This is a genomic window from Campylobacter sp. LR291e (assembly GCF_008633915.1).
In the GTDB taxonomy this organism is placed as follows: domain Bacteria; phylum Campylobacterota; class Campylobacteria; order Campylobacterales; family Campylobacteraceae; genus Campylobacter_D.
In genome coordinates this window covers 126,874-141,482 of sequence record NZ_VJNV01000026.1, presented here as the reverse complement: position 1 = coordinate 141,482, position 14,609 = coordinate 126,874, and the positions used below count along the sequence as shown (strand labels likewise).

16 protein-coding genes are annotated in these 14,609 nt (G+C 30.2%); 15 read left to right on the top strand and 1 reads right to left on the bottom strand.

Translation table 11 applies throughout. The features are described from left to right. Window positions 1-60: 60 nt before the first annotated feature. From FMM58_RS06305 to FMM58_RS06235, 15 genes are all read left to right on the top strand, one after another. Window positions 61-831 (top strand): MetQ/NlpA family ABC transporter substrate-binding protein, encoded by a 771-nt coding sequence (locus FMM58_RS06305; RefSeq protein WP_150141132.1) that lies wholly within the window; start codon window positions 61-63, stop codon window positions 829-831. A 6-nt stretch (window positions 832-837) separates the two neighbouring features. Continuing rightward, window positions 838-1,605 carry a MetQ/NlpA family ABC transporter substrate-binding protein gene (locus tag FMM58_RS06300; RefSeq protein WP_411675300.1) on the top strand — a complete coding sequence of 256 codons (768 nt, stop codon included), beginning with the start codon at window positions 838-840 and terminating at the stop codon, window positions 1,603-1,605. Between the two features lie 3 nt (window positions 1,606-1,608). After that, entirely contained in the window at window positions 1,609-2,268 is a 660-nt protein-coding gene (gene flgA, locus FMM58_RS06295) for a flagellar basal body P-ring formation chaperone FlgA (protein WP_150180513.1), read from the top strand. Further along, on the top strand, window positions 2,265-2,828 hold the full coding sequence (locus FMM58_RS06290) for a UbiX family flavin prenyltransferase (protein WP_150180512.1): 564 nt from the start codon (window positions 2,265-2,267) through the stop codon (window positions 2,826-2,828). Before flgA ends, FMM58_RS06290 begins: the two co-directional genes overlap by 4 nt. Before the next feature lie 54 nt (window positions 2,829-2,882). Continuing rightward, window positions 2,883-3,359 (top strand): pantetheine-phosphate adenylyltransferase, encoded by a 477-nt coding sequence (gene coaD / locus FMM58_RS06285; RefSeq protein ID WP_150141124.1) that lies wholly within the window; start codon window positions 2,883-2,885, stop codon window positions 3,357-3,359. Beyond that, the gene (tmk, locus tag FMM58_RS06280) at window positions 3,350-3,925 is read left to right on the top strand and encodes a dTMP kinase (protein WP_150141122.1); all 576 of its coding nucleotides are present in this window, start codon (window positions 3,350-3,352) and stop codon (window positions 3,923-3,925) included. The genes coaD and tmk overlap by 10 nt, the downstream gene beginning before the upstream one ends. Beyond that, window positions 3,918-5,141: a histidine--tRNA ligase gene (gene hisS / locus FMM58_RS06275; protein ID WP_150180511.1), complete on the top strand. Its 1,224-nt coding sequence runs from the start codon at window positions 3,918-3,920 to the stop codon at window positions 5,139-5,141. Before tmk ends, hisS begins: the two co-directional genes overlap by 8 nt. Next, window positions 5,138-6,967, top strand: coding sequence for a biosynthetic arginine decarboxylase (gene speA, locus FMM58_RS06270; protein WP_150180510.1), 1,830 nt, complete (start codon window positions 5,138-5,140; stop codon window positions 6,965-6,967). Before hisS ends, speA begins: the two co-directional genes overlap by 4 nt. Next, entirely contained in the window at window positions 6,964-7,599 is a 636-nt protein-coding gene (cysE, locus tag FMM58_RS06265) for a serine O-acetyltransferase (RefSeq protein ID WP_150141115.1), read from the top strand. The genes speA and cysE overlap by 4 nt, the downstream gene beginning before the upstream one ends. A 331-nt stretch (window positions 7,600-7,930) precedes the next feature. Further along, entirely contained in the window at window positions 7,931-10,006 is a 2,076-nt protein-coding gene (locus FMM58_RS06260) for a TonB-dependent receptor plug domain-containing protein (RefSeq protein ID WP_150151866.1), read from the top strand. Window positions 10,007-10,039: 33 nt separating this feature from the next. Beyond that, window positions 10,040-10,984, top strand: coding sequence for an ABC transporter substrate-binding protein (locus FMM58_RS06255; RefSeq protein ID WP_150141111.1), 945 nt, complete (start codon window positions 10,040-10,042; stop codon window positions 10,982-10,984). Then, on the top strand, window positions 10,981-11,724 hold the full coding sequence (locus FMM58_RS06250; protein WP_150151869.1) for a class I SAM-dependent methyltransferase: 744 nt from the start codon (window positions 10,981-10,983) through the stop codon (window positions 11,722-11,724). The genes FMM58_RS06255 and FMM58_RS06250 overlap by 4 nt, the downstream gene beginning before the upstream one ends. A 4-nt stretch (window positions 11,725-11,728) precedes the next feature. After that, window positions 11,729-12,721: a FecCD family ABC transporter permease gene (locus FMM58_RS06245; RefSeq protein WP_150141107.1), complete on the top strand. Its 993-nt coding sequence runs from the start codon at window positions 11,729-11,731 to the stop codon at window positions 12,719-12,721. After that, complete coding sequence (locus FMM58_RS06240) at window positions 12,715-13,464, top strand: ABC transporter ATP-binding protein (RefSeq protein ID WP_150141105.1); 750 nt, start codon at window positions 12,715-12,717, stop codon at window positions 13,462-13,464. The genes FMM58_RS06245 and FMM58_RS06240 overlap by 7 nt, the downstream gene beginning before the upstream one ends. After that, complete coding sequence (locus FMM58_RS06235) at window positions 13,457-14,134, top strand: energy transducer TonB (protein ID WP_150151873.1); 678 nt, start codon at window positions 13,457-13,459, stop codon at window positions 14,132-14,134. Before FMM58_RS06240 ends, FMM58_RS06235 begins: the two co-directional genes overlap by 8 nt. Before the next feature lies 1 nt (window position 14,135). Here the strand turns inward: FMM58_RS06235 and FMM58_RS06230 are convergent, their stop codons facing one another. Continuing rightward, entirely contained in the window at window positions 14,136-14,552 is a 417-nt protein-coding gene (locus tag FMM58_RS06230) for a PepSY-like domain-containing protein (protein ID WP_150141101.1), read from the bottom strand. Between the last annotated feature and the right edge of the window lie 57 nt (window positions 14,553-14,609).

Below are 14,609 nucleotides of genomic sequence, written 5' to 3'. Positions count from 1 at the left end.
AAGTTTGTTTAAAGTAGAATTTTAAGTTTTTTAAGCCAAATTTATTGTAAAGGAAAAATTATGAATATCAAAGCTTTTTTGTTTTCTGCTTTTTTAGCACTTAGCTTAAATGCAGCAGAAAAAATCGTAGTTGCAGCTACTCCTGTTCCTCATGCTGAAATTTTAGAAGAGGTAAAAGCTGATTTAAAAGCACAAGGTTATGAACTTGTCATTAAAGAATTTAATGATTATATACAACCAAATATCGCAACTGATAATAAAGAAGTAGATGCAAATTTCTTTCAACATATACCTTATATGCAAGAATTTAATAATATTAGAAAAACTAAACTTGTGATTGTTGGTGGGATTCATATTGAGCCTATGGCTGTTTATTCTAAGAAATTTAAAAGTCTTGAAGACGTAAAAAATGGTGCTTTAATTGCCGTTCCAAACGACCCTACAAATGAAAGTAGAGCCCTTGATTTAATAGCCAAAACCGGTCTCATTAGCTTTAAAAATGATAATGCCTTAAAAACTCCACTTGATATAAAGGATAATCCTAAGAATCTTAAATTTAGCGAACTAAAAGCTGCCCAAGTACCAAGGGTGTTAAGTGATGCAGATTTTGCTATTATTAATTCAAATTATGCTCTGTCTGCAAAGCTAAATCCTGTAAAAGATTCTGTTTTAATAGAAAGTAGTGAAAGCCCTTATGTAAATGTCTTAGTTACAAGGCAAGGAAGAGAAAACGAGGCTAAAATTCAAGCACTTTTAAAGGCCTTGCAAAGTCAAAAGGTAAAAGATTTCATACTTAAAAAGTATGAAGGTTCTGTAGTTCCTGCTTTTTAAGGTAGTATGATGAAAAAGATATTTTTATTTTTAAGTTTATTAAGCTTTATTTTTGCAAGTGATAAAACCATAGTAATTGGGGCTACACCTACTCCTCATGCTGAAATTTTAAAATTTAGTAAGCCCTTATTTGAGGCAAGAGGCTATAAGTTAGAGGTTAAGGAATTTAATGATTATCTTATACCAAATTTTGCCCTAAATGATAAGGATTTAGATGCAAATTTTTATCAACATAAGCCTTTTTTAGATGATTTTAATAAAAATAAAAATACGAATTTAGTTCCTATCGAACATATTTTACTTGTTCCTATGGCTGTTTATTCTAATAAATTTAAAGATATTGCAAATATAAAAAATGGGGCAAGTATAGCTATTCCAAACGACCCTACAAATGAAAGTAGAGCCCTTGATTTGCTTGAAAAGGCTAATCTTATAAAGCTTGAAAACAAGGAAAATAAAACTCCCCTTGATATAAAGGAAAATCCTAAAAAACTTAAATTTATAGAATTAAAAGCAGCCCAATTACCAAGGGCACTAGGAGATGCAGATTTGGCTGTAATTCCTACTAATTACGCCTTGGGGGTTGGATTAAATCCTTTAAAAGATGGACTTATTATAGAAAGTAAGGATAGCCCTTATGCGATAGTAATTGCCGTTAGAAAGGGCGATGAAGATAAAGAAAAAAGCAAAATTTTAAAAGAGGTTTTGCATTCAAAAGAGATTAAAGAATACATAGAAAAAACATATCAAGGTTCGGTTATACCTACCTTTTAAGTTATGAGAAAATTTTTTATTCTTCTTTTATTTTTAAATTTTTTACAAGCTTCTAATTTTGAGCTTGTAAAATCTGCTTTGATACAAGAATTTAAACATAATTTTCCTCAAATCATTATTACAAAGGTTGATTTAAAGATTACTTCGTTGCCAAAGGACTTTGAAGAATACGAATTTATAAAGTTAGCACCTGGCAAATTTAATAGAGCACAAGGCTTTGTAAGGGCCGAGTTTAAAACCCATAAAAATATAGCTAAAAATGTTTTTTTTCGCTATTTTATCAAAGGAAATTTGCAGGTATTAAGAGCTAGTAGGGCCATTAAAAAGAATGATAAACTAAGCGTTTTAGATTATAAAATAGTAATGCTTGATTTTGACAAGGTCCCTGCAAATGCTTTAAATTTAGAAGATAGTAATAATTTAATTTCCAAAACAAATATCTCAAAAAATGCCATTTTAAAAGAAAATATGTTTAAATCATCAGCCTTAATCAAAAAACACAGCAAAATTACAGGAATTTTGCAAGATGAAAATATAGATGTTTTAGTAGAATTAATAGCCCTTGAAAATGCCAATTTAAACGAAAAAATTCGTGCTAAAAACAAAGATGGCAAGGTAATGCAAGGCGTTGTAATTAGCAAAGATAGGATTTTAATAGAATGAAAATTTTATTAGGAATATCAGGTTCAAGTAGTGTAAAATTAGGCTTTAAACTGCTTTTAAATTTACAAAATTCTCAAAATGAAATTTTTTGCATTGTAACTAAGGGCGCAAGGTTGAGTTTTAAGGCTGAAAACAGTGCTAATATAGATGAGTTTTATAAGGATAGTTTTAAAAAAGTAGCGTTTTTAAATGATGATGATTTAAGCAGTGGGGTTTCGAGTGGTTCTTTTGGCATTGATAAAACTATAATTGCACCTTGTTCTATTTCTAGTCTGGCTAAAATTAGTAATGGTCTTTGTGATAGCTTATTAACAAGGGCTTGTGGGGTTGCTTTAAAGGAAAGAAAAACTTTAATCTTAGGCGTTAGGGAAATGCCATTTTCAACCCTAAATTTAAAGCAAATGACTAAGCTTAGCAAAATGGGTGTTATCATAGCACCTCCTGTTATAGCATCTTATTCTGGGGCTTTAAATTTAGACGAGCTTGAAAATTTTATCATTGGTAAATGGCTTGATTTACTCGGTATTAAACATAATTTATATAAAAAATGGCAAAGATAATAGCTTTTAAGTTTTGTTTTGTTATATTTATGCTTATTTTTTTGGAGAAAATTAATGACTTGTTTGTATCCTGGTACCTTTGATCCCATTACAAATGGGCATTTAGATGTGGTAAAAAGGGCCTTAAAAATTTTTGATAAGGTAGTTTTAGCAATAGCTACAAGTGAGCTTAAAAAGCCTTATTATAGTCTTGAAAAAAGAGAAAAATTAGCAAAACTTGCCACTAGTGATTTAGATAATGTTGAGATAATTTGTTTTGATAGTTTATTAGTAGATTTAGCTAAAAAATTAAACATAAAAACCATTATTAGAGGGCTTAGGGCTGTTAGTGACTTTGAGTATGAATTACAAATTGGCTATGCAAATAATGCTTTGTGGAGTGAGATTGAAAGCGTTTATTTAATGCCAAATTTACAAAATGCCTTTATTTCAAGTTCTATAGTGCGTTCCATTCTTGCTTATAATGGAGATGTGAGCTCACTTGTGCCAAAGGGAATTTTGCCATTTTTAAAGGATAAGTCTTGTATGTAGCATTTGAAGGCATTGATTGTATGGGGAAAAGTACCCAAATAGAACTTTTAAAAAATGATTTTAAGGATGCTATTTTTACAATGGAACCAGGTGGCACAGAATTTGGAAAGCATTTAAGAGAACTTTTATTAAATAAACCCTTTACAATCTCAAAAAGGGCCGAGTTATTTTTATTTTTAGCTGATAGAACCCAGCATTTTGAAGAAATTTTAAATGAAAATAAAAATAAGCTTATAATTAGCGATAGAAGTTTTATATCAGGAATTGCCTATGCTAAGGACTTTGACAAGGATTTTTTACTTAAATTAAATATTTTTGCCTTAAATGAATATATGCCACAAAAGATAGTTTTTTTAAAGGGTGATGAAAATTTAATAAATCAAAGATTTAAGCAAAAAAGCCTTGATAGCATTGAAAAAAGAGGGGTTTCTTATTTTTTAGATGTTCAAAAAAATATAGAAGAAGTGCTTTTTTTACTAAAAGATAAAACAAAAATTTTAACTTTAAATGCGAGTGATAGCATAGAAATTTTACATAAAAAAATAAAGGAATTTATCAATGATTAGTGCTTTAAAGGGTATGAAAGACATTAAGGATAAAGATGCTTTTTATTATGAAAAGATTGTTAAAATTTGCGAAGAAGTAGCTAAAAATTATGGCTTTTCTTATATCAATACCCCTCATTTAGAATTTTCTAAGCTTTTTAAAAGAAGTGTTGGAGAAAGTTCTGATATAGTCGGCAAGGAAATGTATGAATTTATCGATAAGGGACAAAATGAAGTAAGCCTTAGACCAGAAGGCACAGCAGGAGTAGTTAGGGCTTACATAGAGGCTAAATTTGATAAAAGTTCAAGCCTTAAACGTTGGTTTTATCATGGTTCTATGTTTAGATATGAAAGGCCTCAAAAGGGGCGACTTAGGGAATTTCACCAATTTGGCGTTGAGTGTTTTGGCGAAAAAAGTGTTTATGAGGACGCTACTTTAATATTAATGTTAGTTGAAATTTTTAATCGCTTGGATATTAATTTTAATATTTTATTAAATTCCTTAGGTTGCGTGGAATGCTTACCACAATATAGACAAAAGCTTATTGATTTTTTAGATAAGGATGGTTTTTGCGATGATTGTATAAGACGTAAAAAATTAAATCCTATACGAGTTTTAGATTGTAAAAATGATAATTGCCAAAGCTTACTTGTTAATATGCCTATCATAAGGGATAATTTATGTCAAAATTGCAAAAAAGAATTTGAACTTTTGCAAGATATTTTAAGACAAGATAATATAAATTTTAAGCTTGATGATAAATTAGTTCGTGGGCTTGATTATTATTCTAAGAGTGCCTTTGAGTTTGTAAGCGATGAAATAGGGGCAAAGGCCTCAATTGCAGGTGGGGGCAGGTATGATAGATTGATTGAATATCTGGGTGGAAAAAGTGGCTATGGAGTAGGCTTTGCGATAGGCATTGAAAGGATAATTGCTATCTTAGAACAAAAAGAATTTGAAGAAAAAAGGAACGGGATTTATCTTTGTGCCTTGGATGAAAAGTATATTACTAAGCTTTTAAATATAGCTAGAATTTTAAGAAAAAAACATAAAGTGCTTTTAAATTATGGGCCTAAAAAACTTGCAAAACACCTTGCAAATGCTGATAATTTAAATACTGAAATATTTTTATGTATGGGTGAAAATGAGGCCTTACAAGAATCTTTGTTTTATAAAAATTTAAATACTAAAGAAGAAAAAATGCTTAAAATTTATAATTTGGAGAATAGCCTATGAATAATTATGGAATCGAACTTTGGGGGGATGATAATTTTGTTATAAAAAATGGCAAGGTTTGCATAAATTATGAAAAAAAACCAGCCATTATTGACATAGTAAAAGAACTTAGAGATGATGGTTATAGGGGGCCATTATTACTCCGTTTTCCTCATTTAATACAAAAGCAAATAGAAAATATTTACAAAAATTTTAATAAGGCTAGAAAAGAATTTGAATACAAGGGCAAATTTAACGCCGTTTATCCCTTAAAAGTTAATCAATATCCAGGTTTTGTTAAAAATTTAGTAAAGCTTGGGAAAAATTATAATTATGGTCTTGAGGCTGGTTCAAAGGCTGAACTTCTCTTAGCTATGGCTTATAACAATGAAAACGCTCCTATAACGGTCAATGGCTTTAAGGATAGAGAACTCATAAATATAGGCTTTATCGCTGCTGAAATGGGATATAATATAACCTTAACAATAGAGGGCTTAAATGAGTTAGAATCAATAATTGACATTGCAAAAGAACGTTTCAAACCAAAGCCAAATATAGGACTTCGCATAAGATTACATTCAACCGGTAGTGGAATTTGGGCAAAAAGTGGAGGCATAAATTCTAAATTTGGTCTTACTTCTACTGAGTTAATACAAGCTGTTAACATGCTAAAAGACAATAAACTTTTAGACCAATTTACCATGATTCATTTTCACATAGGTTCGCAAATTAGCGAAATTCACCCTCTAAAAAAGGCATTAAACGAGGCAGGTAATATCTATACTGAACTTCGCAAAATGGGAGCAAAAAATCTACATGCTATAAATTTAGGTGGTGGCCTTGCAGTTGAGTACTCGCAGTTTAAAAATGAAAATACTAGAAATTATACTTTAAGAGAATATGCAAATGATGTTGTTTTTATCTTAAAAAACATATCCGAACAAAAAAGCGACACGGAACCTGATATTTTTATAGAAAGTGGTCGTTTTGTAGCAGCCTCTCATGCAATTTTAGTGGCCCCCGTGCTTGAACTTTTTTCTCAAGAATACACAGAAAGTAAGCTAGTTTTAAAAAAAGATAATCCTAAGTTAATAGATGAACTTTTTGACCTTTATAAAAGCATAAAGCCATCAAATGCCCTTGAGTATTTGCATGATAGCGTAGAGCATTTAGAAAGTATATTAACTTTATTTGACCTTGGTTATGTGGATTTAAGTGATAGGTCCAATGCTGAAATTTTAACCCAACTCATAGCAAAAAAGGCTATCGTACTTCATAAAGAAAACTCAAGTGATTTATTAGCAATTCAGGCTCAAATGCAAGAAAGATATCTAGTAAATTTTTCACTTTTTCAATCAATGCCTGATTTTTGGGGTTTAAGTCAAAATTTCCCTATAATGCCTCTTGACAAACTTGAAGAAGAACCTAGCAGAAGTGCTAGTATTTGGGATATTACTTGTGATAGTGATGGAGAAATTTCTTATCTAAAAAATAAGCCCTTGTTTTTACATGATGTAGACATTGAAAAGGAAAATTATTTTTTAGGCTTTTTTTTAGTGGGGGCTTATCAAGAAGTACTTGGAATGCGCCATAATCTTTTTACTCACCCAACAGAGGCAAGCGTTAGTATAAATGAAAAGGGTTATGAGATTGATAGCATAATCGAGGCCCAATCCATACTTGATACCCTTGAAGACCTTGATTATGACGTGCACTTAATAATGGATAATCTAAATGAGAAAATTTCAAATTCAAATTTAGTTAATGAAAAGCAAAAAAAGCAAATTTTAGGGGAGTTATATTTGTTTTTAAATGATAATGGATATTTGAAAAGTAAGGAGTTATAATGTTTTTTTCTATCATAAAAGAAGATTTTTTACAACCAAAAAAGCAAGACCCTGCCTTTAATTCTTTTATAGAACTTTTTTTTAATTATCCGGGGGTTTGGGCTGTTATAAATTATCGTTTTGCACATTTTTTTTATAAGAGAAATTTTAAAAGGATAGCCAGAATTATTAGTGGAATTTCATATTGTTTAACGGGGGTTGATTTGCATCCGGGAGCAGTTTTAGGTAGAAGGGTATTTATAGACCATGCAAGTGGGGTTGTCATAGGGCAAACTGCTATAATAGAAGATGATGTTTTAATTTATCATGGGGTTACGCTTGGTGGTACTAGCCTTGAAAAAGGTGTCAAAAGACACCCTACTATAAAAAGTGGCGTAGTAATTGGTACGGGGGCTAAAATTTTAGGGAATATTACCATAGGAGAAAATGCTAAAATAGGCTCAAACGCTGTAGTAGTTAAAGACGTTGCCCCAAATTTAACCGCTACTGGGATTCCTGCACATATTGTTAAATTTAAGCAAAAGGAAAAAAGTAGGGCTATTGATGAGTGTTGTGAGGATGAATTAATAAAACTTAAACAAAAGATACTTGAACTAGAAGATATAATTAAAAACAAACAAACAAATAAATAAATAATCTTTTAAATAAAATTTAATAAAGCTAAGAATAAAGCCATTAAAAATAAATTTTTTGTTACTTTTTGTAACATTTATAAAATTTGCTTAAAAATTTTTACATTTTATTTAATTAAACAATTATTAAACAGAGAATAAATTTATCTTATTTTAAGATTTCCTATTTTTACTTAATAAAATCGTTTTTTTTTTTTTTTTTTTTTTTTTTTTTTTGTATTTTGTAAATGAGTGCGATAAGGTATAAAATAAAATATGACTTTAAAAAATAATATACCTTTAAATAGTGCTAAAATAAGGTTGTATAAATTATTTTTAAAAAGGATAAAACATGAAAAGCGTTAGATTAAGTTTTGTTACTAGTATGTTTTTAGTAGGCTGTGTTTTTGCAAATGAGACTAATGAAAAGGCAAACCAGGGCGTTAATACCCTAGGTCAAGTTGAAATCGTAGCCCAAAAAACACCCGATGAAAATGAGATGGTCCATACCATTACAAAAGAAGATATAGAAAACTCAAATTCAAAGGATCTTGCATCTGCTTTAAGGTTTAGTCCTGGTATTTATTATCAAAGGGCTTATTCTCAAAGGGGCGAACCTAGTATTTATATAAGAGGGGAAAGTACTCCTGGTATCTTCTTAGATGGAATTCCAGTACACTCTATATATGATAAACAAACTGACTGGTCTCAATTTACTACCTTTGGACTTTCTCAAATTCTAATTTCAAAGGGCTATACTTCTCCTGTATATGGTTTAAATACAAAAAATGGGGCTGTTAATATAGTATCTCAAAAGCCTATTAAAAGCTTTGAGGCCATGCTTAAATATGGCTATGAAAGTCCAAATGAACACCAAATGGCTGCTCAAATTGGAGGTAGGTTGCTAGAAGATGAGAATTTATACTATCAATTTGACGTTTCTTATGTGGATAGGGATTATTATAAACTTTCACATAAATTTGAACCTGGTGGTAGTATTCCAGAATTACAACCTGATAGAAACAGAAGAAATAGTTATTATACAAATACAACCCTTAAAGGTAAGATAGGATATGAGTTAGAAAACGGCGATGAATATTCTTTAAATGTTATATATCAAGAAGGTGAAAAGGGTGGACTTTATTCAACAGATGGAGGAAACTGGTGGGATTGGCCAAATTATGATAAAACCACTGTTTATTTCTTAGGTAACACTCATTTTACCGATAATATAAGTTTAGATTCTAGGGTATATTATGATAGTTTTTATAATAAATTAAGAATGAATGGAAGGTATAGTCTTGATACTAGTGGTAATTTAACATTGGGAGGAAATGCAATAGGAAACTCCATTTATGATGATTATACTATAGGTGGTATTTTTGTTTTAAATTTTGATATAAGTGATGATAAGGTCTTTAAAATAGGTACAAATTTAAGAAGTGATAATCACGAGGAAGAAAGTCAAGATTTAAACGGGGTTCAAAATGCTCCACTTGAAAAAATTTCAGATTTTACTAGTTCTTTGTTTGCAGAATATGGACAACAAATCAATGATACCTTTCGTTTTGTAGTTAGTGGAAGTTATGAAAGAAATGATGTTACAGACCTTGAAAATGTTAATTATAGCAGTTCTTCTAGTGCTGTTAATAATGGTATTGTTACTGATAAGACGCATATTTGGGGTTATAATCTACAAGCTATTCTTTATGCCTATGTAAATGATATTACTACCTTGCATGTAAATGTAGGTAAAAAAAGCAATCTACCTACTCAAAAACAAAGATATTCTCAACGTTGGGGTAGGGCTGTGCCAAATGCAAATCTTGACCCAGAAAGCGTTATAAATAGTGAAGTTGGAGCCCAATTTGAATTTGGAAGTAGTTTAATATCAGTTAATGCCTTTTATGATTATCTAACTGATATGTGGGTTGATAAGAGCGTTGATAATTCTTTATGTGCAGAAGGTTCTAGTTGTTATATGACTGATAATGTTAAAGAGGGTTATTCTTATGGTGGTGAGTTAGAATATAGACAGGCTATGTTTGATAATAGAATTTTCTTTACAGGGTCATATTCTTATGTGCAAAAAAAGACAAGCCAAGAATACCTAGATGCTGGTGGAAGTGGGTCAAGGCATAAAATTTTAGGCGTTCCAAATAGTATTATAAACGCAAATCTTACCCTAAAGCCTATAAAAGAAGTGGATGTTATCTTTAATGTATCTTATCAAAGTGAGTTTTGGGAAAGTGATACCGCTGAAATTCCAAGCGTAACCTTAGCTGATGTTAGGGCAAATTATCGCTTTATAGATAATTTTCAAATTTATGTAGGGATAAATAATATGCTTGATACGAATTATTATTATAGTGAAAATAATTATATGCCCGGACGTAGTTTTGTAGCAGGCTTTGAATATAATTATTGAAATTTAGTATAATATGATTTTTAAAGGAAAAGTATGAAAAAAATATTTTTGATCTTAATTTTAGCATTACTGCCACTAATGGCAGATACTAAAAAGGTCTTTGGTGTAAGTCCAAATTTAACGCTTTTGCTTGAAATTTTATATCCTCAAGGTTTAATAGGGCTAAATTATAAGCCCTATGAAGAAGATATTGAGTTTATGCCCTTAAATGTAGCAAACTTACCAGTACTTGGTATGCCTTATAATGCTTCTTTTGAAAAGATAGTTTCTTACAAGCCTGATTTTATCTTTGCTGGGAAAAATTACCCAGAAGAATTAAAGAAAAAATATGAAAGCTTTAAGGTAGAAGTCGTTTTACTAGATGATAGTAATAAGGACGAACTTATAAGGACAATTTCTTCAAAGCTTGATATTAAAGAAAGGGGTGAAAGATTAATTAAAATTTTGCATAAAAATGAAGATTTATTAAAATCATTGCAAAGTAAAATCACAAAAAGACCTAAAATTTATCTAGCACAAGGATATAACGGGTTTGAAACCCAATGTGCTAAGGATAATGATAATTTAGAATTAGTTTTTTTAATGGGTGGTGAGAATTCTATAAAGTGTTCTTATTTTACGCAAAATGCAAGGAGGTTGCAAGTAAATTTTGAACTTTTAAGCAAGTATGAACCTGACATGATTTTTGTAAGAGAGATTAGTTTTTATAAGGAATTAATGAATAATCCTAGCAAACAATGGGCAAATTTCAAAGCGGTTAAGCAAAAACAAATTTATTATGCACCATCAAGTCCTAGTAACTGGCTAACAAGGCCTCCTACTATAATGCAAAGTGTTGGGTTATTATGGGCTATGTCAAAGACTCAGCCAACACTTTTTAGTGATGAAGAAGCTAAAAAAATAGCACAAGAATTTTATAAGGAATTCTTACAAGAATTAAACTATGATGCGTATATAAGATTGCAAGGACTTAAATGAAATTTACAAAAGAACTTTGGGATGCAAAGGCAAAAAACTTTCCAAGATTTAAAAAGGACAACGAAGAAGTTATCGAGGTATTGTCCTTTTTTGAGAATAATGGGGTAGATTTTAAGGATAAAAATGTACTTGATTTAGGCTGTGGTACGGGTCGTTATGCCTTAGAATTAGCAAATAGGGCTAAAATGGTTTATGCAGCTGATATTTCAGATGAAATGCTTAGAATTTTAAATAAGGACGCAAAAAATTTTAATATAAATAATGTTAAAAGCATACTGTGCACTTGGGATGAATTAGATACAAGCCCTTTAAATTTAGATATTATCTTTGCATCCTTAACCCCAGCACTTTATAGTAAAGAAAGCTTTTTAAAGGCGTTAAATTTAAATATTAAAAGCTTCTGTTATATAGGCTGGGGTAGGTTTAAGAAAAGTGATTTTTTAGAAGAACTTTTAAACTTACATAACCTAGCTTTAAAAACTCCCCTTGGGCTTTCTAAGGTACTAACCTGGCTTGAAGAAGAAAATATAAAAGAACCTAAAATTGAATATGTTACAAAAACACATACCAAAAAAAAGGACTTTGATGAAATGTTTAAGAGCATGTCTTGGCATGTAGAGGCTAATGGTGGGGTACCTAATGAAAAAATCATACATGATTTTTTAAAAAAATACGAAAAAAATGGTGAAATTTCTTACAGTGAACATAGGGAATTTGGCTATGCGTTAATTACTAAGTAATTACATGAATAAGCTTTATTTTATAGTTATTTTATGTATTTTACTTGTGATTTTAAGCATAATCGCCCTTGGGGTTGGAAGTTATAATATAAGTTCTTTAAATGCCTTAAAATTAATTTTTTCAAATGAAAACACTAACGAGACCTTAATCATCTTTCAAACAAGACTTCCTCGTATTATCTCAGCCATTGTGGTAGGGGCTAGTTTAGCAATGAGTGGGGCGCTTTATCAAGGTGTAATTGCTAATCCTTTAGTTTCTCCTGGAATTTTAGGCGTTTTAAGTGGGGCTAGTTTTGGGGCTGCACTTGCCATGGTACTTGGCTTTTCTACGATTGGCATAGAAATTTTATGCTTTATTTGTGGAATTTTAGCAATGTGTGTTTCTTTATTTTTATCTATGATTTTTGATAAAAATAAAAGTATCTTAATGCTAATCTTAGGAGGTATTATAAGCTCATCTTTTTTTGGGGCTGGGGTTAGCGTAATTAAAATTCTAGCAGACCCTTATAATACCTTGCCAAATATCGTTTTTTGGTTAATGGGCTCACTAGCCTTTATAAAAGAATTACCCTTAATCATTTTAAGCTTATTTTTAATCTTTGCCTTGATATTTTGTATTTTAAGTGCTAGGGTTGTTGATATTTTAAATTTAGATTATGAAAGTGCAATGAGTCTTGGTATAAATGTAAAAAGAACAAGGCTTATTTTTATACTAATAGCTACCTTTTTAGCTAGTGCTAGTGTGGCACTTGGAGGACTTATCGGTTGGGTAGGGCTTGTAATGCCTCATATCGCCCGTTTTATAATAGGGGCTAATCATCGTTTAATGTTGCCATTTTGTGCCCTTTTTGGAGCCTGTTTTTTACTGATTTGTGATACACTTGCAAGAAGTATGACCCAAACTGAACTACCCATAGGTATACTTACAAGCGTTTTTGGAATTCCTATTTTTGCAAGTATACTTTTTATAAACAAAAAAAAGGCCTTGCAATGCTAGAACTTTTAAATTTAAGCGTTAGTATAGACAAAAAAAGCATTTTAAAAAATATAAATTTTAGCCTTGATAGTGGCGAGATTATGTGTATTTTAGGACAAAATGGTAGTGGAAAAAGTACGCTTTTAAAGGCTATTTTAGGGGTTATTGATTATCAAGGACAAGCTCTTTTTAAAGGCGTAAATTTAGCTACCTTAAAGCCTATAAAAAGGGCTAGAATTTTAAGCTTTGTACCTCAAATTCAAAATATTACCTTTCCTTTTACCTTGCTTGAAGTAGTACTAATGGGTCGGTATGCAAGAAGTGAAGGTTTTTCTTATAGTAAAATTGAAATTGCAAAGGCACTTGAAGTACTTTGTATGCTTGAAATACAACATTTAAAAAATCAAAATTTTTACACCCTTTCAGGAGGGCAAAAACAACTCGGCTTAATCGCAAGGGCTATATTGCAAGATGGGGAAATTTTAATGCTTGATGAGCCCATGAGTGCACTTGATTTATCTTATGTTTTTAAGCTTGAAATTCTTTTAAAAAAGCTTAAAAAAAGTATAATTTTTTCATCTCATCAGCTTGATACTTGCTATATATCTAATAAAATTTTAATGCTTAAAAGTGGAGAGGTCATGTGCTGTGGGTTAAGAGATGAAATTTTAAATGAAAAAAATGTAAATGCCCTTTATGATGTCAATGTTAAAAGTATAGTTTTACCAAATTATCATAAGCATTTTTTTAGACCAAATGCATAAAATTCAAGCCTTTATCATTACTTGCATAGTTTTTTTACCCTTATATGTAAGTTATTTTTATGTAGATATTTTTAAGGTGCAAAATTCTTTTAAGCAAAGCATTATAACTCTTTCTTTTAAGAATTTTGCAAGTAATGAAAATAGTGAAAATTTAGAACAAAAAAGTTTAGAAAATCAAAATTTAGAAGAAAATTTAGTAGAAGAAAAAGAAAAGGTTATAGAAAAAAAAAGAAGAAAAAAGCCAGAAAAAATAGTAAAAAATGATCCAAAAAAGATAAAGCAAAAAATAAATCAAGCCTTAATCTCGCCAAATTCTCAAAATACAAGTATAAATAATAATTATGGGGCCTTAGCAAGTGTGGGACAAGGTGGTGGTGAAGGCGATAGCGGTGAGTATGATAATTTTTTAAGTCAGGTTAAAAGCATAATCAATAAAACTGCTAAAAAGCATTATCCAAAAGAAGCCATTAATGCTAAGATTACAGGTCTTGTAAGGGTGCAATTTAGTTTAGTAAATAATGAGTTAAAGGATTTAAAAATAATAAGTAGTTCAAATTATAAAATTTTAGACAATAACAGCCTTCAAGTGATAAAAAAGGCGTCAAAATACTTTCCAAAATATCATAAAAATGTAGTACTTAGTATAGAATTAGCTTATAAATTAAAATAATTTAATCATATTTTGCATTTAATATAGTCCCATTAAAGTCCATTATAACTTCTAAATGGTTAGTAAGTTCTATTTTATAGTAGTTCGCCTTGCGTTTGATTTCTATTATGGCTGTGTTTGGAAAATTATTTTGCATAATACTTGCAAGATTTGGAGGCAGTATATTAAAGCTTATTACATTAAATTTAGCCTCAATTTCTTTCCAATTGCCATCAATGTAAAATTCTAATTCAGTCCCATCGGTTAAATATACCTCGTAGGTATTTTTATCCATTTGAACCATGCCAATTTGAGCGTTTGAAAAATGTTTCGCTATAAATTCTTTTGCAAGTTGAGGCAGAGCATCAGGGGATAGTATAAAACCTCCACTAAGGCATTTGCTAATTAAAATACTAATAATTAAAAATTTAAATTTCAAAAATTTATCCCTATATTTTTTTGGTTTTTATTCTAGCAAATTTTATGTGAATTTAAA